This is a genomic window from Capnocytophaga sp. ARDL2 (genome assembly GCF_041530365.1).
Lineage (GTDB): Bacteria > Bacteroidota > Bacteroidia > Flavobacteriales > Flavobacteriaceae > Flavobacterium.
In genome coordinates, this window is record NZ_CP168034.1 from 2,393,222 (window position 1) to 2,419,851 (window position 26,630).

General features: G+C 35.3%; 20 protein-coding genes and 9 tRNA genes. 4 read left to right on the forward strand and 25 right to left on the reverse strand.

Annotation, left to right across the window (positions count from 1 at the left end):
* Positions 1-40 precede the first annotated feature (40 nt).
* From panB to hutH, 4 genes are all read right to left on the reverse strand, one after another.
* Positions 41-859 (reverse strand): 3-methyl-2-oxobutanoate hydroxymethyltransferase, encoded by an 819-nt coding sequence (panB, locus tag AB4865_RS12080; RefSeq protein WP_372473557.1) that lies wholly within the window; start codon positions 857-859, stop codon positions 41-43.
* A gap of 114 nt (positions 860-973) precedes the next feature.
* A complete protein-coding gene (locus AB4865_RS12085) occupies positions 974-2,395 on the reverse strand; it encodes an L-serine ammonia-lyase (RefSeq protein ID WP_372473558.1) in 1,422 nt (473 codons plus the stop codon).
* Positions 2,396-2,418: 23 nt separating this feature from the next.
* Positions 2,419-2,979 (reverse strand): hypothetical protein, encoded by a 561-nt coding sequence (locus AB4865_RS12090; RefSeq protein ID WP_372473560.1) that lies wholly within the window; start codon positions 2,977-2,979, stop codon positions 2,419-2,421.
* A 171-nt stretch (positions 2,980-3,150) separates the two neighbouring features.
* Positions 3,151-4,647 (reverse strand): histidine ammonia-lyase, encoded by a 1,497-nt coding sequence (gene hutH / locus AB4865_RS12095; RefSeq protein ID WP_372473561.1) that lies wholly within the window; start codon positions 4,645-4,647, stop codon positions 3,151-3,153.
* 261 nt (positions 4,648-4,908) lie between these two features.
* On the opposite strand from hutH, the gene AB4865_RS12100 reads away from it, so the two are divergent.
* On the forward strand, positions 4,909-5,544 hold the full coding sequence (locus AB4865_RS12100; RefSeq protein ID WP_372473562.1) for a hypothetical protein: 636 nt from the start codon (positions 4,909-4,911) through the stop codon (positions 5,542-5,544).
* Between the two features lie 288 nt (positions 5,545-5,832).
* Here AB4865_RS12100 and AB4865_RS12105 read toward each other — a convergent pair whose 3' ends face one another.
* From AB4865_RS12105 to AB4865_RS12200, 20 genes are all read right to left on the reverse strand, one after another.
* Entirely contained in the window at positions 5,833-6,684 is an 852-nt protein-coding gene (locus AB4865_RS12105; RefSeq protein ID WP_372473564.1) for a glycosyltransferase family 2 protein, read from the reverse strand.
* Complete coding sequence (locus AB4865_RS12110; protein WP_372473566.1) at positions 6,684-8,141, reverse strand: polysaccharide biosynthesis C-terminal domain-containing protein; 1,458 nt, start codon at positions 8,139-8,141, stop codon at positions 6,684-6,686. Before AB4865_RS12110 ends, AB4865_RS12105 begins: the two co-directional genes overlap by 1 nt.
* Positions 8,142-8,152: 11 nt before the next feature.
* On the reverse strand, positions 8,153-9,154 hold the full coding sequence (gene lpxK, locus AB4865_RS12115) for a tetraacyldisaccharide 4'-kinase (RefSeq protein WP_372473568.1): 1,002 nt from the start codon (positions 9,152-9,154) through the stop codon (positions 8,153-8,155).
* Between the two features lie 6 nt (positions 9,155-9,160).
* A complete protein-coding gene (bshC, locus tag AB4865_RS12120; RefSeq protein WP_372473570.1) occupies positions 9,161-10,750 on the reverse strand; it encodes a bacillithiol biosynthesis cysteine-adding enzyme BshC in 1,590 nt (529 codons plus the stop codon).
* A gap of 864 nt (positions 10,751-11,614) precedes the next feature.
* The gene (gene typA, locus AB4865_RS12125) at positions 11,615-13,414 is read right to left on the reverse strand and encodes a translational GTPase TypA (RefSeq protein WP_372473572.1); all 1,800 of its coding nucleotides are present in this window, start codon (positions 13,412-13,414) and stop codon (positions 11,615-11,617) included.
* A gap of 72 nt (positions 13,415-13,486) precedes the next feature.
* Positions 13,487-13,738 (reverse strand): 30S ribosomal protein S20, encoded by a 252-nt coding sequence (rpsT, locus tag AB4865_RS12130; protein ID WP_372473574.1) that lies wholly within the window; start codon positions 13,736-13,738, stop codon positions 13,487-13,489.
* A gap of 157 nt (positions 13,739-13,895) precedes the next feature.
* Positions 13,896-13,967, reverse strand: a tRNA-Glu gene (locus AB4865_RS12135).
* A gap of 30 nt (positions 13,968-13,997) precedes the next feature.
* Positions 13,998-14,072 (reverse strand) — tRNA-Glu (locus tag AB4865_RS12140).
* A gap of 31 nt (positions 14,073-14,103) precedes the next feature.
* Positions 14,104-14,178, reverse strand: a tRNA-Glu gene (locus tag AB4865_RS12145).
* Positions 14,179-14,208: 30 nt separating this feature from the next.
* Positions 14,209-14,283 (reverse strand) — tRNA-Glu (locus tag AB4865_RS12150).
* A gap of 31 nt (positions 14,284-14,314) precedes the next feature.
* A tRNA-Glu gene (locus tag AB4865_RS12155) sits at positions 14,315-14,389 on the reverse strand.
* 555 nt (positions 14,390-14,944) lie between these two features.
* A tRNA-Thr gene (locus AB4865_RS12160) sits at positions 14,945-15,018 on the reverse strand.
* 64 nt (positions 15,019-15,082) lie between these two features.
* Positions 15,083-15,156 (reverse strand) — tRNA-Thr (locus AB4865_RS12165).
* A gap of 62 nt (positions 15,157-15,218) precedes the next feature.
* Positions 15,219-15,292: transfer RNA gene (locus tag AB4865_RS12170), tRNA-Thr, on the reverse strand.
* Positions 15,293-15,355: 63 nt separating this feature from the next.
* Positions 15,356-15,429 (reverse strand) — tRNA-Thr (locus AB4865_RS12175).
* Between the two features lie 561 nt (positions 15,430-15,990).
* A complete protein-coding gene (gene lpdA, locus AB4865_RS12180; protein ID WP_372473576.1) occupies positions 15,991-17,382 on the reverse strand; it encodes a dihydrolipoyl dehydrogenase in 1,392 nt (463 codons plus the stop codon).
* Between the two features lie 85 nt (positions 17,383-17,467).
* Complete coding sequence (locus AB4865_RS12185; RefSeq protein WP_372473578.1) at positions 17,468-19,003, reverse strand: YifB family Mg chelatase-like AAA ATPase; 1,536 nt, start codon at positions 19,001-19,003, stop codon at positions 17,468-17,470.
* A 140-nt stretch (positions 19,004-19,143) separates the two neighbouring features.
* Positions 19,144-21,789, reverse strand: a complete 2,646-nt coding sequence (locus AB4865_RS12190) for a valine--tRNA ligase (RefSeq protein WP_372473579.1) — start codon at positions 21,787-21,789, stop codon at positions 19,144-19,146.
* Positions 21,790-21,953: 164 nt separating this feature from the next.
* Positions 21,954-22,229 (reverse strand): NINE protein, encoded by a 276-nt coding sequence (locus AB4865_RS12195; protein ID WP_372473581.1) that lies wholly within the window; start codon positions 22,227-22,229, stop codon positions 21,954-21,956.
* A 138-nt stretch (positions 22,230-22,367) separates the two neighbouring features.
* Positions 22,368-22,685, reverse strand: a complete 318-nt coding sequence (locus tag AB4865_RS12200) for a PadR family transcriptional regulator (RefSeq protein ID WP_372473582.1) — start codon at positions 22,683-22,685, stop codon at positions 22,368-22,370.
* A gap of 98 nt (positions 22,686-22,783) precedes the next feature.
* Between AB4865_RS12200 and AB4865_RS12205 the strand changes: the two genes are divergently transcribed.
* On the forward strand, positions 22,784-23,818 hold the full coding sequence (locus tag AB4865_RS12205) for a 2Fe-2S iron-sulfur cluster-binding protein (protein ID WP_372473583.1): 1,035 nt from the start codon (positions 22,784-22,786) through the stop codon (positions 23,816-23,818).
* A gap of 151 nt (positions 23,819-23,969) precedes the next feature.
* Here AB4865_RS12205 and AB4865_RS12210 read toward each other — a convergent pair whose 3' ends face one another.
* Positions 23,970-24,308 carry a hypothetical protein gene (locus tag AB4865_RS12210; RefSeq protein ID WP_372473584.1) on the reverse strand — a complete coding sequence of 113 codons (339 nt, stop codon included), beginning with the start codon at positions 24,306-24,308 and terminating at the stop codon, positions 23,970-23,972.
* Positions 24,309-24,779: 471 nt separating this feature from the next.
* Here AB4865_RS12210 and AB4865_RS12215 point away from each other — a divergent pair, with 471 nt between their 5' ends.
* Both AB4865_RS12215 and AB4865_RS12220 read left to right on the forward strand, forming a co-directional pair.
* Positions 24,780-25,106: a PadR family transcriptional regulator gene (locus tag AB4865_RS12215; protein ID WP_372473585.1), complete on the forward strand. Its 327-nt coding sequence runs from the start codon at positions 24,780-24,782 to the stop codon at positions 25,104-25,106.
* Positions 25,107-25,112: 6 nt separating this feature from the next.
* Positions 25,113-26,594: a PspC domain-containing protein gene (locus tag AB4865_RS12220; RefSeq protein ID WP_372473587.1), complete on the forward strand. Its 1,482-nt coding sequence runs from the start codon at positions 25,113-25,115 to the stop codon at positions 26,592-26,594.
* The last annotated feature ends 36 nt before the right edge of the window (positions 26,595-26,630 follow it).

The window sequence follows — 26,630 nt, forward strand, 5'->3', positions numbered from 1 at the left end:
CCCTTTGCTCGATGCAAAGGGAGATTTTGCTTATTGTAGTTTAATACCTCTCATTTTCATTTGGAAAATCTTTCGATTTCACATCCGAAACATATTGACCGATAGCATTGGTCATATCTTCATACAAATTCATATAGCGACGCAAAAATTTAGGACTAAACTCATGCGTCATTCCTATCATATCGTGTACAACCAACACCTGACCGTCCACCTCTGCTCCTGCCCCAATTCCGATTACTGGAATCGAAACTTCTTTGGCAACTCTTTCGGCTAATTTTGCTGGTATTTTTTCCAAAACCAAAGCAAAACAACCTATTCTTTCCAACATTTTGGCGTCTTCCAATAGTTTTGCAGCTTCTGCATCTTCTTTGGCACGCACGGTGTAAGTTCCAAATTTGTAAATCGATTGTGGTGTCAATCCCAAATGCCCCATTACTGGAATCCCTGCTTCCAAAATACGCTTGATTCCTTCTTTGATTTCTTTACCACCTTCGAGTTTTACCGCATGTCCTCCACTCTCTTTCATAATACGAATGGCAGAGTTCAACGCCTTTTTCGGGTCGGATTGATAGGTTCCAAAAGGTAAATCTACCACCACCAACGCTCGTTGAACGCCACGCACTACACAAGATGCGTGATAAATCATTTGGTCTAAGGTAATAGGTAAAGTCGTTTCGTGTCCTGCCATAACATTACTTGCAGAATCACCTACCAAAATTACATCTACACCAGCCGAATCTACAATTTTTGCCATTGTATAATCGTAAGCTGTAAGCATAGATATTTTCTCTCCGTTTTGCTTCATATCAAACAGAGATTTCGTTGTTACTTTCTTATAATCTTTTTTTGCTACTGACATTTTTCACTGTATATATGAAAGTATAATGTATTATTGCTTTATTTATTGTAAAAATGTTTCATTTTCATTTAAATTGACAATTTACAGTTCTACAATATACATTATACAAAAAAACTAACAATCCGCCATATTCACGGCTACTGCCAACCCTCCTTCTGAGGTTTCTTTGTATTTATTATTCATATCCAATGCGGTTTGCCACATCGTATGAATTACTTTATCCAATGGCACTTTGGCATTTTTCGGGTCTGAATCCAATGCCAATTCTGCTGCGTTGATTGCCTTGATGGCTCCCATCGTATTGCGTTCGATACATGGTATTTGCACCAAACCACCGATTGGGTCGCAAGTCAATCCCAAGTGATGTTCCATAGCGATTTCTGCCGCCATCAACACCTGCTCTGGAGTTCCGCCCATCAATTCGCACAAGGCTCCGGCTGCCATTGCAGACGAAACACCAATTTCTGCCTGACATCCACCCATTGCTGCCGATATCGTTGCTCCTTTTTTGAAAATACTGCCGATTTCTCCTGCTACTTTCAAAAATTGTTGAATTTCTTTATCTCCTGCTTTGTGGTTTTCTATGACCATATAATACATCAAAACCGCTGGTATTACTCCCGAGCTTCCATTGGTTGGTGCTGTAACCACTCGACCCAACGAAGCATTTACCTCATTGACAGCCAATGCAAAACAACTTACCCATTTCAATATTTGTCGGAAATAAACTTTGGTTTTTCGTATGGTTTGCAACCATTCCTGAGGATTTTTATAAGGAAAATCGCCTTTTAGTTTTTGATACATATCAAAGGCTCTGCGACGTACATTCAACCCTCCTGGCAATATTCCTTCAGTATGACAACCGATATAAATACATTCGAGCATCGTGTTCCAAATTCGCATCAATTCTCTTTCCACTTCTTCTTCAGTGCGGATAGAAGTTTCATTGATATGCACAATTTCAGAAATACTCTTTCCTAAATCATTGCAATGTTTCAACAATTGATCGGCTGTTTCTACTGGATAGGGAAATGATTTTTTATCTTCAGTAGTCAACTCTTGAGTAGAAGTTTCCTCTTTTACCACAAATCCTCCACCGATTGAATAAAAAGTAGAAGTATAAATTCCTTCCGAATGTTTGGCATTGAATGTCAAACCATTGGCATGAAAAGGCAAAAAGTTTTTATGAAAAACAATATCTTTTTCAGGAGAAAATTCGATTGGAAATTGATTATTGAGCTGTAATTGTTGGGTTTTATTGATTTTTTTTACAATTCCTTGAATGTCTTCCACAGGCACATATTCTGGATCCGCACCGCTCAACCCAAGCATTACTGCCAAATCGGTTGCGTGACCTACTCCTGTCAATGACAGCGAACCGTACAAATCTACCGAAACATACGTAGTCTTTTCCAACAATTGCAAGGATTGTAACTCTTTGATAAAAGATTCCGCAGCTCTCCATGGTCCTAAAGTGTGCGAACTCGATGGTCCTACACCTATTTTCAACATATCAAAAACCGAAATACATTCCATGATTTTTCTATAATAAATTTTTCCTATAAAATACTCCCTATAAAATTGTCTTTTTTCAATGTACGCCAAACTTCGATATTACTAATGTATTTATCTTTATACGGTAAACTCTTGCAATTGAGTTGGATTTTTTCCACTTTGTTCAAATCCACCAAAAAATAGTTATCCTCCCAAAAATAGCAATACAAAGGGGCAACATCTGGATATATTGAGATAAATTTTCCAAAAACTTTCACTCGCCCTTTTACCTCTTGTTTATGCAATACTTCAAACGATTTTTTTTCGTAATAAGTAGTTACCACGGTCAAAGTTTTGCCGGATTTTGATTGAACTTCTTTGTAAGATTTCAAATAAAAATCCGTGGTTAGCTTTTGGTTTACATACTTAGTAGCAGGTTCAAATTCAAAGACAAACAACTTGTCTTTCGATTTGTCCCACTTGATAATATCTTTAGACAACAACAAAATATGATTGATATTATTGTAGAAATTATAGACTACCAATACCTCATAATAATTGATTTTTTTGTCGTCTCGATAATACGCCTTATGCGTAATTTTTTCAATTGTTCCTGTTATAATCATTACTTATAATTGATGCAGTTTTAATACATCAGTTTGGCAAATATAGTGATAAAGAATGGTATTTTTCTTTCTAAAGCCTATAGATTTATTTTTTTTCAAACTTTACTTTCTTAGACAAACAAAAAAGCCATTTGTACTTGCCAAATGACTTTCTTATTTTTCTTATTTTTCCTATTCTTCTACTTCCACAGTCAAACTTTCTATAAAAGCAATGGTTTTTTCTAAATCATAATGCAATACTCTATCTTCTTGTACCATTTGTACTTCCTCTCGGTAATTTTTCACGAAATTTTCGATAAATTCACTAGATTTCAATGGTCTTCTAAATTCTAATGCCTGAGTTGCATTAAACAATTCGATTGCTAAAATTCTCGTAAGATTATCTACAATTCGCAAAGTTTTTGTAGCCGCATTGGCTCCCATCGACACATGGTCTTCTTGTCCGTTACTCGATACAATACTGTCTATCGATGCAGGTACTGCCAATTGCTTGTTTTGACTCACAATACTTGCCGCAGTATATTGCGGAATCATAAATCCTGAATTCAAGCCTGGATTGGATACCAAAAACGCGGGTAAGCCTCTCAATCCTGAAATCAATTGGTAAGTTCTTCGCTCCGAAATATTTCCTAATTCTGCCAAGGCTATTCCTAAGAAATCTAAGGCTAGTGCCAAAGGTTGCCCATGGAAATTTCCTCCTGAAACAATCAAATCCTCATCAATAAAGATATTGGGGTTATCGGTTACAGAATTGATTTCGGTTTCGATTACTTGGACCGCATAACGAATCGCATCTTTCGATGCTCCATGTACTTGTGGAATACAACGAAATGAATAAGGATCTTGTACATTTTCTTTAGGTTGAGCAATCAATTCGCTTCCTTCCAACAACTCGGTAATATATGCTGCTGTTTCGACTTGCCCTTGATGAGGACGTACATCGTGAATCAAATGATTGAATGGATCGATGCGTCCGTCAAACCCCTCCAATGAAACCACTGAAATAATATCAGCCAAAATACTCAATTTCAGAGATTTCATCAAGTTATAACAACCGTACGCACTCATAAATTGAGTTCCATTGAGCAACGCCAAGCCTTCTTTCGATTTTAATTGTATCGGTTCCCAACCTTTTTGTTCCAACACTTTCTCAGACGGCTGACGGTAGCCATTGTAATACACTTCGCCCTCGCCAATCAACGGCAAACACAAATGAGCCAACGGAGCCAAATCTCCCGATGCACCCAATGAACCCTGGGTATAAACCACAGGGTAAATTTCTTCATTGAAAAAATCTATCAATCGTTGAACGGTTTCCAATTGCACCCCCGAATTTCCATAACTCAACGACTGAATTTTCAAAAACAACATAATACGAACAACCTCTTCTGGCACTTCCTCTCCCAATCCACAAGCGTGAGATTTCATCAAGTTTTCTTGCAAGGTAGTCAATTCTTTATCGTCGATTTTTACATTACAAAGAGAACCAAAACCTGTATTAATTCCATAAATCGGCGTTTTTTGCGATTCCATACGAGTGTCTAAATACTCTCTACACTTCAATATATTCTGTTTCGACTCCTCTGACAAACCCAATTTATACTTCTCAAATACAATGCGTTGTACATCCTGAATAGACAAACGCTCTGAACTAATATAGTATATCATACCCTTAATTTTATTATGATTTTTTTTAAAACACGAAGTTACTATTTGTAAATGAAATTTGAAAATAAATAATTGATAAGTTTTTACAATTATATAAAAGAAAGCTTTAGAAAATAAACTTCAACAAGCAATTAGAGAAAACCGATCTCCCTTCTAAATTAACTATAATTTTCACACTGCTAAAAAATAAATATAATTTTCTTTTGTTTTTTTGATTGAGAACCTCTACCTTTGATCATGTTTTAACTATATATTTTTTTTATGAAAAAAGGAGTTGTTTTTGGAATAGCATTGGCTACTGTTTTAGGAAGTATAATCTCTTGCAACAAAGTAAAGGAGATGAAAAATGCGGTAACACAAGCCGCTGAAGCTGCAAAAGGTGTAGAAGACATTGAATTTCAGATGTTCTCTAAACCAGAAGAAGTGCAAAAATGGTACAATCTTGTCATAGAAAAGGCAGGAGCAGAAAACGCTAAAGTGATGGATGAAGTAAAATTTACCATTAATGGGTCTTCTCCAGAAGGAAGTGATAAATACTACCTTCTTACACAGATTGTTTATCAGGATAATGTGGATAAAAGGAGAGTACAAGAAATTCTTTATCACGGACTAATAGGAGGTTGGCAACCAGCAGAAACAAAGGAAATAAATGTGATAGGGATAGGAGCCGAAAATTTCCGATTAGAAGACGAATTATTTGATTTTACAAAGTTAACTTCAGAAATACTCAATAAGGCTGTTGCTGATGCTTGGACAAAATATAAAGATGATCAAAAGTATGAAGAACAGTACATTAGAAGTATTGAAGTAAGAAAAGGGGAAATAGAAATTGTAGTTAAAGGAAAAATAAAAGCCAACGGCGTAGAGAAAATAGAGATTTTTAGAACTTCGTGGTAATTTTCTTATTTAACAATAATAAAGAGCAAGTTTTTTTATTTGCTCTTTATTATGATATTTTTTTATTATTTCAATTAACAACGATAGAAAATCAACACCATTTTTTCTAAATTTCAATGAAGAACCTCCTCATTATGCATTATGGAGTAACACAAAAAACACATTTTACTAAAAATCAAAATATTTATTATAATTTAAAACAAACAAGGACAAATATGGTAAGAATAGATCATATTAGAAATTTTTGTCATCTTTGCAAATATAGAATCCAATACTAATTGTTGATTTTTATAAAAAAACTTTCTTCAAAATCTTCCTCCAACGATACTTTCGTACAAAATGTTCTTGTTCTTTGTTTACCAATTTCTTCACACCTTTTTTTGGAGCATTGATATAACCAATCGCATAATCAACAAACAGCAAAGGGCGTTTTTTTCGTATTGCCAATTTCATTCCGGCAATGGTAGTCAAAAGCAACCCATACCCCAAAGCATAAAAGGCCTCTCCTTGTTTATACCTTACCGTCTTATTGTAACTTGCACCTGTAGGTTTTAGGTGTTTTACATGTAGATTTGAAAGTGTTTTTACTTCCCAACCATAGTATTTTGCCAACAATTCATCAACTGTATCCCACCCCATCGCTGCTTTCACCCCTCCTATTTGTCGAAAGCATTTTTTAGAGTAAACTTTAAAAGCTCCACGCACATGATCATCATCGGTCAATCGTTCTTTGACCCATTGTTGGTCTTTTTCTATATAGGCAAAACCACCAGCCAATCCCAATTGTGGATTAGATGCAAAAGCCTTTTCTATTTCTTCAAAATAAGTAACTGGAAAAATCAAATCTGCATCTATTTTTCCAATCAAATCGTACGAATCATCGACTTTTGACAGCCCATATTGAAACGCACGAATAACTTTACTTCCAGGCAAATGTAGAGCTTCGGATGTATGACGATAATATTTGATAAAAGGATATTTTTCAGCGTATTTCTTAGCAATCTCAGACGTTTTATCAGTCGAATTGTCATCAACGATTACAATTTTATCTGGTACTTTGGTCTGATTGAGTATCGAATCCAAGGTTTGAGACAAAAATTGTTCTTCGTTATAAGCTGGTAGTATGGTGTATAATTTCATTATTTTTTCAAAAATTTATCAACCAAATTAGTAAAAAACGGAATGTGATTTTTTCGATAAACCCACAAACAGTACAAACTTACAAACAGTGCAATTTTCAATACAAATCCAAAACGATACACATCTAAAAAATGTAGTTTCCCAAACAATACAATACAAGCAAATGCCATCACCGCCAACCAAAAATAACTATCAGAAAAGGGATGTATATTCCACTTTTTGTATATGTAATACATTTTTATTGCGTTGTATAGCGTCATAGAAATCAAGGTGGAAATGGCTACTCCTATGATTCCCCAATTGGTAGATGTCAACAAAATATAATTGAGTGATACATTGCTAATAGCTAATAAGAATATCAAATAAAGGTTGAATGAAAATTTATTGGAAAAAGCAATAATTTCTGTGTTAAAGCCCGTTGCCATATTCAGTAAAACACTTCCTCCCAAAAGGTAAATAATCCAAATAGAATTTTGCAATTGATCTGCTGTAGGCAATTGCTCAAAAAACGATTGTATTCCGATAATCAAACTTCCAAAAAACAATATGCCTACAAAAAACAATCCTTTGGCTACTTCCTTATAATCACTTTCCAATTTTCCCCATTGATTATTTTTGATATATTCAGAAATTTTTGGACTATACAGGGTAAAAATCCCAGTGGCAGGTATCATCAAAACATTGGCAATATTTACTCCCAAACGATATTCTCCATTGGCAGTATTAGTCAAAAATTCCGGAATCATCACCGAATCGATGCGAAAAGCAAAAAATGCCCCCAAACTTGCACTCAATGCATACAGACTATAGACATAATAGTGCTTTTTGTCTATTTTTTGAAACAAATCGTTGTATTTTGTAGTAAAAATGGGCGAAAATTGTCTGAAAGTGTATTTCAAAACAATCAACATAGCAATCGACATACAACCAACAAACACCCCCAATGAACTCTCATAAGATATCCCGACAAACAACCCCAATGCAAACACCACAGGTAAAATGATTTTTGGGACAATTTTTTCAATAGCGGTAGGAAAGGCAATTTTTTGCAACAAAGACAATTGTTTTTTCGACAAATCGATGTATGCCAACGTGACGGCAAGCACCACTCCATAAAAGTAATACTGCCAATTTTCAAACCATTGCAATTGATAAAAAACACCGACCACAACGCCTACCAACAATGCAAAAACAGCAATGGACAACAAACTGTAACTAAACAATTTTCGCTGAAAAACCTCAGACAATTGCGGTTGAAAATTGACCAATGCCATCGAAGTTCCCATCATCATTACAGGATATAAAATCTGAGCAAAACCCTCTACAAAACTAAAAATCCCCAGCAAATACTTGTCTTGAGGATAGATAAACAGTGTAGAAAACATACCCAAAAACACCCCTACATAATTGATAAGGGTGTAACTAATGGCTTGTATGGATAGATTATTAGATTTCAATGATTTTACAATTATTTATTTGCAACAAAAGATTGTAACAATTGGTCGAACTGCTCTCCGTTGTTTAAAAACTTGGTTTTAATAGGCAGGTAATACAATTGTTGCTCAGCAATCAATCCTTTCAATCGCATAAAATCTTTTTCGGTTGTAAGGATTTTTTTACCTTGGGCTTTATCCAAAATTGATTGAATATCTTGAGTAGAAAACGGATGATGATCTGGAAAAGTCATCGCATTTTCAGAAGCAACTCCCAATGTTTCATAAAAATATTGAGGCTTGGCAATACCAGCAACCGCAACAAACTCCACAACCAACTCATTTCTTGTTATCGACTCCTTTCCATTACTCACAAAATCAGCATATTCAATAGTGGAGAAAAATACTTTATCCGATGCAAAATTCAATTTCCTTTTGATAGCATTTTGCTCATCTACAGACAAATTTACAGGACATTTAGTTACTACTACCACATCGGCTCTTTTAGCACCAGCGGCAGATTCACGCAAATTTCCCATGGGCAACAGCCAGTCCCTGATATACAAATCATCGTAAGCAGTGAGTAGCACATAAAATCCCGCCTTGATCGCTCTGTGCTGAAACGCATCATCCAAAATTACCAATTCATTTTTGGGAAACAACTGTTGCAAAGCGTTTACACCTGCTACCCTACTCTCACAAACTGCTACTTTTACATAAGGAAATTTGATTGCGTACTGAAAAGGCTCATCACCAATTTTTTGAGCCGTACTTTCGCCATCAACCAACACAAATCCCTTGGTTTTTCTTCCATACCCACGACTCAAAATAGCGGTATCATATTTCTGCCCCAACAATCGCACAATGTATTCTGTCATAGGCGTTTTTCCCGTACCACCCACCGACAAATTGCCCACCGCAATAATAGGCATCTCAAACGAAGTCGATGAAAAAAACTTGATATCGTACAACCAATTTCTAATGGTCATAATCACATAATACACCACCGAAAAAGGAAATAATAGTTTTCTAAGCATGATTGGTTATTTTATTATTTTCACCATAAACTCATCATTCAGCGGATCTAATTCTTCCAATAAAGTATTGATAAACGATGCTCCGTATTCTACATACATACTCGAAAAATTGTCGCTTCGCTCTTGTAAGCCGTCGTTGGGAAACAACTGTAGTTTCAACTCCAATAGGCGTTGTAATTGGTCTTGATGACGGATTTTTTCGGCTTTGAAATAGCTTTTTTCGAGCTTTTCCAATCCTTTCAACTGCTTCGCTTCTTGTGCCAAAACAGCTCCTTCAAAACTTTTGTCGGTTTTCAACACTTGATTTTTCAACTGCGAAAATTGCTCTTGCAACTGAGTTTTCAATTGTGAAAAATCTACACTTTTATCAGACAATTGAGCTGTTTTTTGATTGATTAGTTGGTCTTTTTTCAAAAACATTTTCTCCCAACTCAATTCCAATTTCTCTCGTTTTTGATTTTGCTTTTCACTGGCTATCAACACCGAATTGCGCAACAACAACATAGGAAAGACTACCTTGTGCAAGGCAAAAACTTCTTTTAATTCCAACCAATACGCCAATTCTCCACCTCCGCCAATATAACACAAATTGGGTAGTATTTTTTCCTGATACAACGGTCGCAATATCACATTCGGGCTAAATTTTTCGGGTGTTTGCTCCAAAATTTCCAATAATTCATCGGTTGAAAATTGCAAATCTGTATTCAACACACGATATTTTCCCCCTTCTTTTACAATGCGTTCTCTCAGATTTGTATCTAAATAAAATAGATTGATTTCTCGCGGATTTACCTGAATTTTGTCCGTTTGCAATACTTCAAAACTCTTTTCTACAGCAGGTTTTACCGATTGATATAGCAATTCTTCTCGCATCAAAGGGGCGAATTCTCTTTTCAACACTCTGCTGTTTCCATCGATGATAACCAAACCGTTTTTGCTAAACAATTCATTGACCAAATAGCGTGTAGCATCTGCCAAATTTGAATGTTGTAAATAGGCTTTTGAAAACAATTCTTTCAACTCTGTAGCGGCTATTCCTTGAGGTAAAATCGATTCCAAACATACAGCAATCGACTCCAATCCCTCGGTTGATATTTCGCCTACAGCACCAGAAAATTCTTTATTCCACTGGATTTTTTTTCCCTGAAAAGAAAAGTGATTAATTTCCTCGAAATCGTGATCCTCAGTTGCCATCCAATACACAGGTACAAACTGATTTTCAGGATATTTAACTTGTAATTGTTTACACAAATTGATGGTAGAAACGATTTTGTAAATAAAATACAAGGGACCTGTAAACAAATTCAACTGATGCCCTGTGGTAATGGTAAACGCAGTATCCTGCAATAACGAATTGATATTTTTTTTCGTAGCCCCACTCATTACAACCGATTCATACTGACGGTGCAATTCATCAACCAAAAGTTGTCGCTGTTTTTTAGTAAATTCCGATTGTTTTTCTTGAATTTGTGAAGGAAAATTTTCCAATGTAGGAAAACGATGATACAGTGATTTCAATCGACTATTTTGTTGTAAATAATCAATCATCAAAGAAGAAAAATAACCCGTCGAAGTATAAGGAATTTGAATTTTCATTGAAAAAATTTTCCCAAAAATACGGATTTTTTCACAGTAAAAATACTGTTTTCACACAATTAGATCTGTTTTATCATAAAAATAGTTTCAGTTTTTATCAAACCAATTAGCATATAACCAATATAAAATCAATTGATAAAATTTTTAACTTTGAATAATCATTTCATCTAAATGGATCTAATTTTAAGTTTAAATTCTTTTCTTTAACTTAAAACATTAATTATGAAATATTTAATCATCCTTTTCACTTGTTTATTTTTTATAGGGTATTCTAAAAAAAGAAATCTTAAATTTACTGACATCGACAAAGATTTTAATAAAAATATAAATATGTAAGCAAAGACGATCATTATAGAGCTTATTGTACTCAATATTATTATATTTCAAATTACGAAGATATTCCTTATCCTGATTTAAAAGATAGTGTACTTATTTTTATAAATTCTCAAATTGATGAAAAACTATTTGAAAAAGAAAAACTGTTGATTATCAAATTTCATGAAAAAAGTTTGTTCACGCATTATAGTTACAGTGAATTGGTAGAAAAATCAAAAGAGGAATGGTCCTTTTTGAAAACAAAAGAAAATTTGGTTTTCGATTCATAATCACTCCTTTAGAAAGAAATCCTACTATTTATGATAGGGATTTGGTCTTTTATAAAGATAATAAAATTCATTTTTCAAAAATGATTATATTCTAAATAATCAAGGAGAAATTACTATAAAAAAGCATTTGACCAAAGAAGAAAGTAAAGATCATGTGGAAAGAAGACCTCTATATGATAATGAAGATGACTTTTCTATATGGCGTTTTTGATAAAATAACAACCCCACTATCGCTCAGACAGTGGGGTTATTTTTTTGATTAGTCAATCTTGTTTCGTTTTCTATCGTTTTCGCTTAGGAAAATTTTTCTCAAACGCAATGATTTTGGCGTAACTTCTACATATTCATCTTTTTGAATATATTCCAATGCTTCTTCCAATGAAAACTTAATTGCTGGTACGATTCTCGCTTTGTCATCGGCTCCAGACGAACGCACATTGGTCAATTTCTTGGTTTTAGTAACATTTACTACCATATCATCTCCACGAGAGTTTTCTCCAATTACTTGTCCTTCGTAAACATCTTCATTTGGATCGATAAAGAATTTTCCTCTTTCTTGCAATTTGTCAATTGAGTAAGGAATAGCTTTTCCGTTTTCCATAGAAATCAAAGAACCATTGATACGACCTGCAATTTCTCCTTTGTAGGGTTGATACTCGATAAAACGGTGCGACATAATTGCCTCTCCTGCGGTTGCTGTCAATAATTGATTTCTCAATCCGATGATTCCTCTCGATGGAATGTGGAACACGATAATCATGCGTTCTCCTCTCGGCTCCATAGACAACATTTCTCCTTTTCTCAAGGTTACAAATTCTACTGCTCTACCTGAAAGATTTTCTGGAATATCAATGGTCAATTCTTCAACTGGCTCGCATTTTACTCCGCCAATCTCCTTTATAATCACCTGTGGCTGACCAATTTGCAATTCATACCCTTCTCTTCTCATGGTTTCAATCAACACCGACAAGTGCAATACACCGCGACCAAATACCATAAATTTATCAGCCGAATCTGTTTCTTGCACTCTCAATGCCAAATTTTTCTCCAATTCTTTGGTCAATCTTTCTTTGATATGGCGAGAAGTTACAAATTTTCCTTCTTTTCCAAAGAATGGCGAATCGTTGATTGTAAACAACATACTCATTGTAGGCTCGTCGATTTTAATAGTTTCCAATCCTTCTGGATTTTCAAAATCTGCGATACAATCTCCGATTTCAAACCCTTCGATTCCTACTACCGCACAGATGTCTCCTGCTTTTACTTCTTCTACTTTCTTACGACCCAATCCTTCGAAAGTATATAATTCTTTGATTTTTGATTTTACTACACCACCTTCGCGTTTGATCAAAGAAATGTTCATTCCTTCTTTCAATACGCCACGGTGCAAACGACCAATGGCAATACGACCTGTAAATGATGAATAATCCAACGAAGTAATCAACATTTGAGGCGTACCTTCGTTTTGCTTAGCTGCCGGTACATGGTTGATAACCATTTCCAACAATGATTCCATAGAGTCTGTCGGTTGTTTCCAATCTGGACTCATCCAGTTGTTTTTTGCCGAACCATACACTACTGGGAAATCCAATTGCCATTCTTCTGCACCCAATTCAAACATTAGGTCAAATACTTTGTCGTGTACATCGTCCGGTGTACAGTTTTCTTTATCTACTTTGTTGATTACCACACATGGTTTCAATCCCAATTCGATAGCTTTTTGCAATACGAAACGCGTTTGAGGCATTGGACCTTCAAAAGCATCTACAATCAACAATACACCGTCTGCCATATTGAGCACTCGCTCTACCTCTCCACCAAAATCGGCGTGTCCGGGAGTATCGATGATGTTGATCTTTGTTCCTTTATATTGTACCGACACATTCTTTGACACGATAGTAATACCGCGTTCTCTTTCGATATCGTTGTTGTCCAAAATCAATTCGCCTGTGTTTTCGTTTTCTCTAAACAATTGACAATGGTACATAATTTTATCTACCATAGTTGTTTTTCCGTGGTCAACATGGGCGATAATGGCAATGTTTCTAATTTCTGACATAATTTTGCATTTCTTTAATCGAAAAAAGCTCTCATAAAGAGAGCTTATATTGTTTAGTTGTTGGTCTTGTTCTTACAACGCATTTACATGCTTTGTCAATTTAGACTTTAAGTTAGAAGCTTTATTAGCGTGGATGATGTTTTTCTTAGCTAATTTGTCAATCATTGAAGTTACTACTAGCAATTTTGCAGTTGCTTCTGTTTTATCTTCGATCAAACGAAGAGCTTTGATTGCGTTACGAGTTGTTTTGTGTTGGTATTTGTTTAATACTCTTTTTTTCTCGTTGCTTCTAATTCTTTTTAAAGCTGACTTGTGATTTGCCATTTTTTAATTCGTTTTTTAATTGTAATAATTATTATAAAAATATTAGTTAAAAAAGAAAAACCTCCCACAATTGTAAACAATCACTTTGGTTTTAACTAATAAAATAATGATCGAGACACTTACCATTATTTTATAAAACTTATTTACAACTAATTTGTACTCCGTAGGGGAATCGAACCCCTGTTACCAGGATGAAAACCTGGCGTCCTAACCCCTAGACGAACGGAGCGTAATTTTTGAAAAGTATTACTAAACTTTTTGGTACTCCGTAGGGGAATCGAACCCCTGTTACCAGGATGAAAACCTGGCGTCCTGACCCCTAGACGAACGGAGCGTAATTTTTGTAAAGATATTACTAAACTTTTTGGTACTCCGTAGGGGAATCGAACCCCTGTTACCAGGATGAAAACCTGGCGTCCTAACCCCTAGACGAACGGAGCGTAATTTTTGAAAAGTATTACTAAACTTTTTGGTACTCCGTAGGGGAATCGAACCCCTGTTACCAGGATGAAAACCTAGCGTCCTAACCCCTAGACGAACGGAGCGTAATTTTTGTAAAGATATTACTAAACTTTTTGGTACTCCGTAGGGGAATCGAACCCCTGTTACCAGGATGAAAACCTGGCGTCCTAACCCCTAGACGAACGGAGCAATTTTCATTGAGTTTGCAAAAATAAAAAATATTTTGAAATATCCAAAACCAACTTTCATTTTTCTTCCTCTGAAAAGAGAGTGCAAATATCGAATTTTTTTTTTATTCTACAAACAATTTGGGAATATTTTTTTACCAAAACTTGAAAATCAACTTTATTATTTTCTAACTAAAGTTTCGAAAATAAAATAAATCGACCAATATTTTTATCAGTACCATATTTTGTACAGGATATAGACATTTGTGATATTTACCCAAAGCTGACGTATTAGATTACACATTGCTCAAATCTTCGAGTTGCATTGTGGAATTTTAACATCACTAAATCCCTTTTTAGATAGTCATACATACTCTCTTGCATATTTTTTTTTGAGATTTAACTCCGTTGGAAACATGAAAAAACTATTCCTATCCTCAAGTGTAGACTTGAGGACAAGAAAATTTACCCAAAATGCTGCTCGAGGCATCAGAAACTATAACTTTAAACTTTTCAAATTCAAAGTATAGTTCAAAAAAAAGACATAGTTTACACTATGTCTTTCTTCCAGTTTAAGAGCCTCTGGAGGGACTTGAACCCACGACCTGCTGATTACAAATCAGCTGCTCTAGCCAGCTGAGCTACAGAGGCAATAAAACCTTAAAAACCAATTACTATGAAAACATTAAATCCACCTTATCAATGAACCTAATAGAGCCTCTGGAGGGACTCGAACCCACGACCTGCTGATTACAAATCAGCTGCTCTAGCCAGCTGAGCTACAGAGGCAACATAACCTTAAAATCAATACTATGAACAACGAAAACTCATCTAATTAAATGAATCTTCAGAGCCTCTGGAGGGACTCGAACCCACGACCTGCTGATTACAAATCAGCTGCTCTAGCCAGCTGAGCTACAGAGGCAACATAACCTTAAAAATCAATACTATGAACAACGAAAACTCATTTAATTAAATGAATCTTCAGAGCCTCTGGAGGGACTCGAACCCACGACCTGCTGATTACAAATCAGCTGCTCTAGCCAGCTGAGCTACAGAGGCGACTTTGATTTCGATGCAAATATACAACAGTTTTTTATTGATACAACTTTTTTCTACTATTTTTTTTGATTTTATTGCATTTTTAAAGTCCTCATTTTCCCAAACTCCTAATTTTCAAATAGATATTTTATAAGATTTTTTAGGTATTTTCTTTGTACTTTTTCATTTTTCAATAAACTAATCTTTCGAATACTAATACCTCTTTTTGAATTCAAAAGATTTATTGAATGATTTACCTTTGTAAAACCTAATAAATTATATGAGATACAACACTCCTGTCCTTTTCTCAAATTATAAATATTTACCTATTGATGTATTTAAAAAAAATAGTTTCTATTAAGAATCAAATTTAAATAATCACATAAAAATAAAAAAGAGGAAACCAAAGTAATTCCCCCTTTTTAATAAACTAAAAATAACTAACAACAATAATATATGTAACTACTCGCATGTAATTCATAATTACCTTGCAAATATAAAAACAAATATTATTTAGAACAAATTAATTTTAAATATTTTTCACAATAAAAAAACTGTCGCATTTACGACAGTTTTTTTTTATTATAAATGGATTACTTCATCGTAAGCCGCAGCTACTGCTTCCATTACCGCCTCACTCATAGTTGGGTGTGGGTGTACAGCTTTCAAGATTTCGTGACCTGTAGTTTCTAATTTACGTGCTACAACAGCCTCTGCAATCATATCTGTTACTCCCGCTCCAATCATATGGCAACCTAACCATTCACCGTATTTTGCATCAAAGATAACTTTTACAAATCCGTCTGGTGTTCCAGCGGCTTTTGCTTTTCCAGATGCAGAGAACGGGAATTTTCCTACTTTGATTTCGTACCCTGCTTCTTTCGCTTTTTTCTCTGTCAAACCTACTGATGCGATTTCTGGAGTTGCATACGTACATCCTGGGATATTTCCATAATCCAACGGCTCAACATGCAATCCTGCGATTTTTTCCACACACAAAATTCCTTCTGCTGATGCTACATGGGCCAATGCTTGTCCTGGTACTACATCTCCAATAGCATAGTATCCTGGCACATTGGTTTGATAAAATTCATCTACTAAGATTTTATCTCTGTCCACATTGATTCCTACTTCTTCCAAGCCAATGTTTTCAATATTTGACTTAATTCCTACAGCCGACAATAATACATCTGCTTCCAAGATTTCTTCTCCTTTGGCTGTTTTTACAGTAGCTTTTACTCCTGCTCCTGTTGTATCTACTTTTTCTACTGACGAATTAGTCATAATGTTAATACCAGCTTTTTTCAACGAACGCTCAAATTGTTTTGATACATCTTCGTCTTCTACAGGTACAATATTTGGCATAAACTCAACAATCGTAACCTCTGTACCCATTGAGTTGTAGAAATGTGCAAATTCCACTCCGATAGCTCCAGAACCTACTACAATCATTTTCTTTGGTTGCTCTGGCAAAGTCATCGCTTGACGGTATCCGATTACTTTTTTACCGTCTTGTGGCAAGTTTGGCAACTCACGAGAACGTGCTCCTGTTGCTATGATAATATGTTGTGCAGAAATTTCTGATTTTGTACCGTCACCTTTAGTTACTTCAACTTTTTTACCTGGTAATACTTTTCCAAAACCGTCAATTACTTCGATTTTGTTTTTTTTCATCAAGAATTGAACACCTTTGCTCATTCCTTCTGCAACAGAACGCGAACGAGCAATTACAGCGTTGAAATCTTTATCAACCGAACCGTTGATTGTCAAACCATAATCAGAAGCATGTTTTAAATAATCAAACACTTGTGCAGATTTCAACAAAGCTTTTGTAGGAATACATCCCCAGTTTAAACAGATTCCTCCTAAATTTTCTTTTTCTACTACGGCTACTTTAAAGCCCAATTGTGAAGCACGAATAGCGGTTACATAACCTCCTGGTCCACTACCTAAAATTACGATATCGTAAGACATAAGATTTATTTTTTCTAATTTCTTTCAATTAATTCGGCTAAATTACTCATTTCTCTCCAATCTATCAAAAATATACAATGGATTTTTACCGAATCCACCCTTCTCTATCTAAACTTCGGTATTGAATTGCCTCTGAAATATGATGAGGTTGAATATCTTGTGAATTGTCTAAATCTGCAATAGTCCGTGATACTTTCAATATTCGGTCATAGGCTCTGGCTGACAATTGTAACTTATTCATAGCTATTTTTAATAACCCTAAAGATTCGTCGTTTAACACACAAAACATTTTCATCAATTTATTATTGAGCTGTGCATTGTAATGAATGCCTTTGTAAGGTGCAAATCGTTCGGATTGAATTTTTCTTGCATTGATTACTCGTTGTCTGATCGACTCACTACTTTCTGATGCGGAAATTTCAGCCAACTTTTCAAAAGGCACAGGATTTACTTCAATATGCAAATCTATCCTATCGAGCAATGGCCCTGAAATTTTATTTAGATAACGTGCCATCTCTTGAGGTGTCGATTGCGACAGTCCTTTTTCATCTGTAAAATATCCACTGGGACTTGGGTTCATACTTGCTACCAACATAAACGATGATGGATAGGAAACAGTGAACTTTGCTCTCGAAATTGTTACTTCTCTATCCTCTAACGGCTGACGCATTACTTCCAACACTTCGCGTTTAAACTCGGGCAATTCGTCTAAAAACAACACACCATTATGTGCCAAAGAGATTTCTCCCGGCTGAGGATAACTCCCTCCTCCTACCAAAGAAACAGACGAAGCCGTGTGATGTGGTGAACGAAAAGGTCTTTTTTTGATCAAACCGATGTTTTGAGCTTTCCCTACTATACTATGTATTTTAGTAGTTTCCAAGGATTCTTCTAAAGTCATAGGAGGCAAAATACTTGGAATACGTTTTGCGATCATGGTTTTTCCAGATCCTGGAGGTCCTATCAACAGGATATTATGTCCACCTGCTGCGGCAATTTCCATTGCCCTTTTGATATTGTCTTGACCTTTTACTTCCGAAAAATCTAAGGTTGCAAAATCATCTTCTATTTGAAACAATTCTTCTTGATTCAATACTGTAGGTTCTATATTTGCTCCTCCTTCAAAATGATTGATTAAATCCAAAATATTTTCTACTCCGTACACATTAATACCATCAACGATAGCTGCTTCGCACTCATTCGCCTTAGGTAAAAAAATATGTTTAAATCCATCTTCTTTTGCTTGAATGGCAATTGGTAAAGCTCCTTTTATAGGTTGAACTGTTCCATCCAAAGACAACTCACCCATAATCACACATTCTGAAAAATCATCTTCTTTGATTTGTCGAGTTGCAGATAATATTCCCATCGCGATGGACAAATCATAAGCTGAACCTTCTTTTCTCAAATCGGCGGGTGCCATGTTGATGATTATTTTTTTTACTGGAAGTTGATAGCCAACATTGGACAAAGCGGCTGCTATTCGATAGCTGGATTCTTTAATGGCACTATCAGGCAAGCCTACTAAATGGTAACCTACCCCTTTATCTATATTTACTTCGATTGTTATGGAAGTGGCATTTATTCCAAACACCGCACTTCCGAATATTTTTACTAACATAACGGTTTCAATGTTTGAATTTCGTAAATATAGTTAAATTTATTTCATTATCAAAAAATTAAGAAATAAAAATGAGGTAACATTATATTACCTCATTCCTGTCCCGCCTTACACGGTATTCAAATTTTAAAATCTGTTATTTATAAGCTCGCCAACTTCTCCTCTAACAAGGCAATTTTCTCTTGGGCGTCTTTTTGCTTTTTGCGTTCGTTTTCTACGATTTCGGGTTTGGCGTTGGCTACGAATTTCTCGTTGCTCAACTTTTTCTCTACTGAAACCAAGAAGCCTTTGAGGTAGTTGAGTTCCTCTTCGGTTTTCTTTTTCTCTTCCGCCAAATCGAGGTTTTCACTGAGTGGAATGGAAATTTCTGTTGCTCCTACAAGGAAAGTAAAACTCGGCTTATCGGTTTTCGCTGAGAAATGTACGGCTGAAACATTGGCCAATTTTTGTATCACGGCTTCGTTTTCAAACGCTGTAGCATTGGTGTAGATTTCTACGGCTTCCCTTGGCGAAATCCCTTTGCTTTGGCGGTAGTTTCTCACACCGGAAATGAGTTCTTGGGCAAAGGCAAAAGCCTCAATCGCTTTTGAGTCAAAGGCCTCGGCTGTTTTCTGTTGGGCAATGACTAGAGCCTCTTCATGCGTGCGTTCTGCCATATTTTGCCACAATTCTTCGGTCAAGAACGGCATAAACGGATGTAATAATTTCATCAGCTCACCAAAGAAATACATGGTTTTATCATACACTTCTTGCGAAATAGCCTCGCCATAATTTGGTTTTACAGCCTCCAAATACCACGCACAGAAATCGTCCCAAATCAACTTATAGATGAGGTGCAACGCATCGGAAATTCTGAATTTTTCAAATTGCTCATTGATTTCTGCAATGGTTTTATCCAACTGATTACCGAACCACTCAATAGTTTGTTTTTCCGCTTCGCCCATTGGTTTTTGCTCTTTGTTCCACCCTTGTGTGAGGCGGTAAGCATTCCAAATTTTCGTAGCGAAATTTCGTCCTTGAAGCATCAAATCTTCGTCAAACAGCAAGTCGTTTCCAGCGGCAGAGCTCAACAAAATTCCTACCCTTACACCATCGGCTCCGTATTTGTCCATCAGCTCGATAGGGTCTGGAGAGTTCCCTAAAGATTTAGACATTTTGCGTCTTTGCTTGTCGCGAACGATTCCCGTGAAATACACATTTTTAAACGGCACTTTGCCTTTCCACTCCAATCCTGCCATAATCATACGGGCTACCCAAAAGAAAATAATATCGGGCCCCGTCACCAAATCGGCGGTTGGGTAATAGTAATTGATGTCTTTGTTTTCAGGGTCCAAAAGTCCGTCGAATACCGACATTGGCCACAACCAAGAGGAGAACCAAGTATCGAGGGCGTCTTCGTCTTGACGAAGGTAGAATCCTCCCCTAACCCCTCCCAAGGAGGGGAATTTTTCGAGGGCTAATTCCCTTGCTTTTTCCTCATTTTCAGCAACGACATACTTGCCTTCAAACTCCTTTCCTTCGGAAGGGTCGGAAAAGGATATATAATAGGCTGGGATTTGCTGTCCCCACCACAGTTGGCGAGAAATATTCCAGTCGCGGATGTTTTCCATCCAGTGTTTGTAGGTGTTTTTGAATTTTTCGGGATGAAATTTTACCTCATCGTTCATCACCACATCAAGTGCTGGTTTGGCAATTTCAGCCATTTTCAAAAACCATTGTTGAGAGATTTTGGGCTCAATCACCGCTCCTGTTCGCTCTGAAGTTCCTACTCTGTTCACATAATCTTCGGCTTTGAGTAATAAGCCCTTTTCTTCCAACTCTTTGGCGATTTCCTTGCGAACCACGAATCTATTTTTCCCAGCATAGTGCATACCATGTTCGTTTAGATTTCCATCGTCATCTAAGGAATCAATAATTTGCAAATTATGTTTTTGCCCGATTTCATAGTCGGCAATATCATGTGCTGGTGTAATTTTCAATACTCCCGTTCCAAACTCAATGTCTATATATTCATCTTCGATAATCGGAATCACACGATTGACAATCGGTACGATGACCTTTTTCCCTTTCAGATGGGCATAGCGTTCGTCATTGGGATTGATGCAAACCGCCACATCGCCAAAAATCGTTTCGGGACGCGTGGTAGCTACAGTAAGGAATTCTTCCGAATCTTCGATTTGATATTTTAAGAAATACAATTTTCCGTTTTGCTCTTTGAAGATTACTTCTTCATCGGAAATATTGGTTTTGGCTTCCGGATCCCAATTGACCATGCGGTACCCTCTATAAATCAATCCTTTGTTGTACAAATCTACAAACGACTTAATCACTTGCTCGGACAATTTCGGTTCCATAGTAAAACGGGTCCTGTCCCAATCGCACGAGCAACCGAGTTTTTTCAATTGTTCCAAGATCGTCCCACCGTATTTGTGCGTCCATTCCCAAGCGTGTTTTAGGAATTCCTCACGAGTAATATCGGATTTATTGATACCTTCGCCTTTCAATTTTGCTACTACTTTTGCTTCGGTAGCAATGGAAGCGTGGTCAGTCCCAGGTACCCAACAAGCATTGAAGCCTTGCATTCTGGCACGGCGTACGAGTACATCCTGAATAGTATTATTGAGCATATGCCCCATATGGAGAATCCCCGTAACATTAGGAGGTGGAATTACAATAGTGTATGGGGGTCTATGGTCGGGAGTAGATTTAAAATATTTGTTGTCCAACCAGTAGTTGTACCATTTTTGTTCGGTATCTAAAGGATTATATTTTTCTGAAAGTTGCATATTATTAAAATTTTAGCTACAAAAATAAAGGTTTTTTATCAAACTCAATTACTAATGTCATATAAAAAATGCTTAGAGAGAAGAGATAATAAAAAAATCCGTCAAAACTACTAAAATAGTAAACTTTGACAGAGTTTGTTTTATGGTTCTATTAGAACCATTTTTTATTGTTGATTCAAGTTATGATTTACACTATTAGCAACCGTTCTTGCAGTTTCTGTAGCCTTAGCTCTAAGAGTTTTTAATTCTTCTTGAGTATTGTATTGATCTAACTGCGAACCTAAAGTAAACAAATCAATCAACAACCCTACACCTAAAACTCCTCCTGTGAAAAGCCACAAAAGTCCTATTCCAATTTTTCCAAAATAAAATATGTGCAAACCTAAAACTCCAAAAATTCCTAAAAGCCACAATACATAAGCAATTTCTTTTGATTTCATTTAACAAATTATTTTAATTAAACATTTTTATACAGCTATTTAGCTTTTAATTTTTCGCAAAGAAAAAAAAATCATAACAAAATAAAATGTACAAACGATGTGTTTTTCAGTATGAACGGAATTATGAGAATAGAATTTTTAAATAAACTGCTGAAGATTTCGTATAAAATTTGACAACTCCTCTATACGAATGAGTACTTCTTTTTCTCCTTGCATAGTCAATTCGTAATATTTTCGCAATCTGCCATCTACGAAGTAATTTTCATCTTGCAAAAAACCTTCTTCTTTCAATTTGTGTAACGCAGGATACAACGCTCCCTCGGTAATGTTCAAATCTCCTTGAGTCATTTCTTTTACTTTTACAACAATTTCATAACCATACATTTTGCCGTGTCGTTCCAACAAAATCAACAATAATGTACTGATGCATCCTTTGTATAATTGAAATTTTATCATATGAAAATCAACTTTTTTTGAAATAAATGGGAAAGGTATGATAATTATTAGTAAAAATGCAACTTAAATGTAGTATTTTTGCCCAAAATTTTACTCAAATGGTATTTCACAAACTAAAAATAATCGACAAAAAACAAGAAACTCCTCAAGCGGTTTCGATTGCATTTGACATTCCCAACGAGTTGAAAAACGATTTCAAATTTGAAGCGGGACAATATGTAAACTTGAAAACTTTTATCAATGGAGAAGAAATCAGAAGGTCGTATTCGATTAGTTCGGCTCCACATGAAAATGATTTTAGAATTGTAGTTAAAGCTATCGAAAACGGGATATTTTCAAATTTTGCTGTAAATGAATTGAAAATTGGCGACGAAATCGAGGTGTCTATTCCTGAGGGAAAATTTTTCTTGGAAAACAAAGAGGCTAAAATCATTGCAGGAATTGCATCAGGTAGTGGTATCACACCGATTATTTCTTTGGCTAAAGATATATTGCAAAATGAAAATAAAAAATTTATCTTGATTTATGGAAATAAAACGGTTGTTGACACGATTTATCACAACGAAATACAAGAATTAAAGGCACAATATCCCAATAGATTGTTTGTGTATCAAACCTATTCAAAAGAAATCGTACAGGAGGCATTGAATGGCAGAATCGGTCGATCAACCATCAATTTTGTGTTTTTAGCAAAACAAAGTGATAAAAAAGTGGATGAATTTTTCATCTGTGGCCCAGAAGAAATGATAATGCATGTAAAAGAGGCTCTGGTTGAAAACAAAGTAAATGAAGAACAAATTCACTACGAATTGTTTTATACCGCAGCAGCCGAAGATACGATTGAAGCCAAAGGTACGGTAAAAGTAACGGTATTGGTCGATGGTGTAGAATCTTCGTTTGAAATGGATCGTAATACGGATATCCTTACCGCTGCTTTGAAAAACGGCATCGACGCTCCGTATTCGTGCCAAGGTGGAATTTGCAGTTCATGCATGTGTAAGTCAAGTAAAGGTTCGGCGATGATGAAAGTAAACCATATCTTGTCGGAAGATGAAATCGAAGAAGGATTGCTTTTAGCATGTCAGTCATATGTGATTTCGGATGAAATCTATGTAGATTTTGACGATGTATAAACTTTTTTAAAATATACTGGATGTCTGAAAAGTAGGTTTTCTGTCTATCTGATGAAGTAATCTTTTTATATTACTGATTTGTAAAGATTTATTCTTTCGTCGAAATGACAAATAATTTTAATAATTTACTTTACAGACATCTCATTTTTTTTCACACCATTTCAACAACTCCTTCGTAAAACTCTTTTACAAATTCTTCGTAAGTTTCACTTTTTAAGATAAAATATTTCATCAATTGAAAATATTTTTTCTTTTCGACCACATACAACTGATAGTCCAACATCTCTTCAATTGCATTTTTTATCAAAAGTAATCCAACCAGTGCCACAGGAATTAAAAATATAGCAACAAGAAGCGAAGTTTTATGTTCTTCCCAAGCAGATTTCTCTACTGGAATCAATGTAAAATCTTTATCACTTTGCAATCGCTCTTTATACTTATAAAATTCTTCGGCTGTAATTCTGTTTTTGTAATCGTATTTTTTCATCATTGAAATAACTTTTTAACTTTCGTAAAAATAATTAACAAAATTAATTTTTCAACGGCTAACATCAATCGTTCTTTAAAATTACTGAATTCATCTTGACTTTTTTTTCTCACGCATTTCCCCTCTACTGAGAGGGTGCCTGAAAGTAACGCTCATAATCACAGATTTTCTTCTAAAAAGATATAAGAAAATGGTTCTTAAAAACGATTAAACCTACGTTTTAAAGCAGATTACCACAAATTTTGTTTTTTTGATAAATCAAAAAAACATCAGCGAAAATCAAATCAGAAATAAAAATTATATAAATCTATTTTTATCAGCGTGAAATAAAACCAAAATTTAAAAGTCGAGATAACCTCAATAACAAAAGATTAGTAAAAAAACAAATATGTTAATTATTTATTAAATATTAATACCTTGCATTGCATAGTACTATCTTTTTACCATATCTTTGCCATATAAAATAATAATCAGATGAATATAGAAAACACCAAAGCACAAATGCGAAAAGGAATTTTGGAGTTTTGCATACTATCGATTTTGAAAAAACAAGACTGCTATACTTCAGAAATTTTAGACGCATTGAAAGAAGGAAAGTTGGTGGTGGTAGAAGGCACAGTATATCCCCTACTAACGCGATTGAAAAACGACGAATTGTTGAGTTACCGTTGGGAAGAATCCTCATCGGGACCTCCGAGAAAGTATTACGCTCTCACCGAAAAAGGTGATGATTTTTTGAAAGAACTCGAAATTACTTGGAACGAATTGGCAAATGCCGTACATCAAATTACTAAAAACTAAAGCATCATGAAAAAGACTATATCTATCACACTCGGAAAGCAATTTTTTCACATTGAAGAATCTGCTTTTACAAAATTGGACACCTACCTCAATGCTGTAAAAAACTCGTTGGACAACGAAGGCAAAGAGGAAATCATCAACGACATCGAAGACCGAATTTCGGAATTGTTCTTTGAAAGATACAACGAAAATCTTCACACAATTACAGACGAAGATGTGGACTATATCATTTCGGTAATGGGACAACCTGAAGATTATGCATTGGGCAACGAAACCGATAACACCCAATCTCAAACTACTCAAAACCAAACAGAAAACACCTTTGAACAAATCAAAAGAAAAAAATTGTACCGCGACGGTCATTCTCGTGTATTAGGAGGGGTTTGTTCGGGTATGGGACACTATTTTGGCATAGACCCCGTGTGGATTCGACTGATAGTTTTGGTTTCAGTTTTCTTCCTCGGTTTGTCTATTTTGGTTTATCCGTTGTTGTGGTTGATCATTCCCAAGGCGGTAACTCCCTCGCAAATTTTAGAAATGAAAGGAGTGCCTGTCAACCTTGACAACATTAGCGAAGAGGTAAAAAACAGCATGGGAAAGTATATTGAAATTGGCAAAGAAAAAAGTAGTGAATTTTTGAATGTTTTGAAAAAAATCGCAGGAGTTTTTACTGTTTTGCTAAGTGTATTTTACATTTTTGGAGTAATTGCAGGAATATTTGCGTTCCTGTTAGACTACAATGCAAACAACGAAGAATTTATCAACAATGAAGTCTTTTCATTGTCACCATCCATAGCTGCTATTATTTTTGCTATTACTGCATTACTTCCAGCAGTTTGGATTTTATTATTGGGAATCAAGCTAATTAATGGGAATTTTAGAATTTCAGGAAAATGGACGTTGGCTTCGATTATCCTTTGGATAGGATTGTTTATTTTTTCAGCATTGTTGCTAAAAACTTCTATTGATACTTACAGAAGGGAGTACCACGATGTTTTTACCAAAACAAGTAAAATCGAACAAAAAAGTTTTACAATAGATGCTGATAAGGAACAGCCACTCAATATTCAATTACTTGACAATGAAAACGATGATAATTATGAATACAACGACAATGTAAAAATCAATTTTCATCAAACAGAAGAGGCTCCTTATGTGTCAATTACAGAAAACAGGTACGATGTAAAAGCATTGCAAAAGAAAAGTCGAAATCTAACAAAAGTTAAGGTGAAATTTGCTCTAAAACAAACCAAACCATATTCTTATGATTATACTGAAAACACCTTGAAATTAGACAAATACATTGCCTTTGATTTTGACGGATACGATGATGACGAATACCCTGGTAATGTTACCATTGATATTTATATTAACGAAAACCAACAAGTAAAACTCAACCCTTATGATTCAGATTATTACACAACTCGTTTACAACCTCATCAGACTGATTACATCATGAAAAACGGTGAATTGGTTACTCTAAATTAATTTTTTTACAACACCCCAAGTTTTTTTTAGCTTGGG

Excerpts from the sequence above, each read along its gene's own strand:
- panB (WP_372473557.1), bottom strand. The coding sequence starts at position 859 with ATGTCAGTAGCAAAAAAAGATTATAAGAAAGTAACAACGAAATCTCTG.
- AB4865_RS12085 (WP_372473558.1), bottom strand. The coding sequence starts at position 2,395 with ATGGAATGTATTTCGGTTTTTGATATGTTGAAAATAGGTGTAGGACCA.
- AB4865_RS12090 (WP_372473560.1), bottom strand. The coding sequence starts at position 2,979 with ATGATTATAACAGGAACAATTGAAAAAATTACGCATAAGGCGTATTAT.
- hutH (WP_372473561.1), bottom strand. The coding sequence starts at position 4,647 with ATGATATACTATATTAGTTCAGAGCGTTTGTCTATTCAGGATGTACAA.
- AB4865_RS12100 (WP_372473562.1), top strand. The coding sequence starts at position 4,909 with ATGAAAAAAGGAGTTGTTTTTGGAATAGCATTGGCTACTGTTTTAGGA.
- AB4865_RS12105 (WP_372473564.1), bottom strand. The coding sequence starts at position 6,684 with ATGAAATTATACACCATACTACCAGCTTATAACGAAGAACAATTTTTG.
- lpxK (WP_372473568.1), bottom strand. The coding sequence starts at position 9,154 with ATGCTTAGAAAACTATTATTTCCTTTTTCGGTGGTGTATTATGTGATT.
- bshC (WP_372473570.1), bottom strand. The coding sequence starts at position 10,750 with ATGAAAATTCAAATTCCTTATACTTCGACGGGTTATTTTTCTTCTTTG.
- typA (WP_372473572.1), bottom strand. The coding sequence starts at position 13,414 with ATGTCAGAAATTAGAAACATTGCCATTATCGCCCATGTTGACCACGGA.
- rpsT (WP_372473574.1), bottom strand. The coding sequence starts at position 13,738 with ATGGCAAATCACAAGTCAGCTTTAAAAAGAATTAGAAGCAACGAGAAA.
- lpdA (WP_372473576.1), bottom strand. The coding sequence starts at position 17,382 with ATGTCTTACGATATCGTAATTTTAGGTAGTGGACCAGGAGGTTATGTA.
- AB4865_RS12185 (WP_372473578.1), bottom strand. The coding sequence starts at position 19,003 with ATGTTAGTAAAAATATTCGGAAGTGCGGTGTTTGGAATAAATGCCACT.
- AB4865_RS12190 (WP_372473579.1), bottom strand. The coding sequence starts at position 21,789 with ATGCAACTTTCAGAAAAATATAATCCTTTAGATACCGAACAAAAATGG.
- AB4865_RS12195 (WP_372473581.1), bottom strand. The coding sequence starts at position 22,229 with ATGAAATCAAAAGAAATTGCTTATGTATTGTGGCTTTTAGGAATTTTT.
- AB4865_RS12200 (WP_372473582.1), bottom strand. The coding sequence starts at position 22,685 with ATGATAAAATTTCAATTATACAAAGGATGCATCAGTACATTATTGTTG.
- AB4865_RS12205 (WP_372473583.1), top strand. The coding sequence starts at position 22,784 with ATGGTATTTCACAAACTAAAAATAATCGACAAAAAACAAGAAACTCCT.
- AB4865_RS12210 (WP_372473584.1), bottom strand. The coding sequence starts at position 24,308 with ATGATGAAAAAATACGATTACAAAAACAGAATTACAGCCGAAGAATTT.
- AB4865_RS12215 (WP_372473585.1), top strand. The coding sequence starts at position 24,780 with ATGAATATAGAAAACACCAAAGCACAAATGCGAAAAGGAATTTTGGAG.
- AB4865_RS12220 (WP_372473587.1), top strand. The coding sequence starts at position 25,113 with ATGAAAAAGACTATATCTATCACACTCGGAAAGCAATTTTTTCACATT.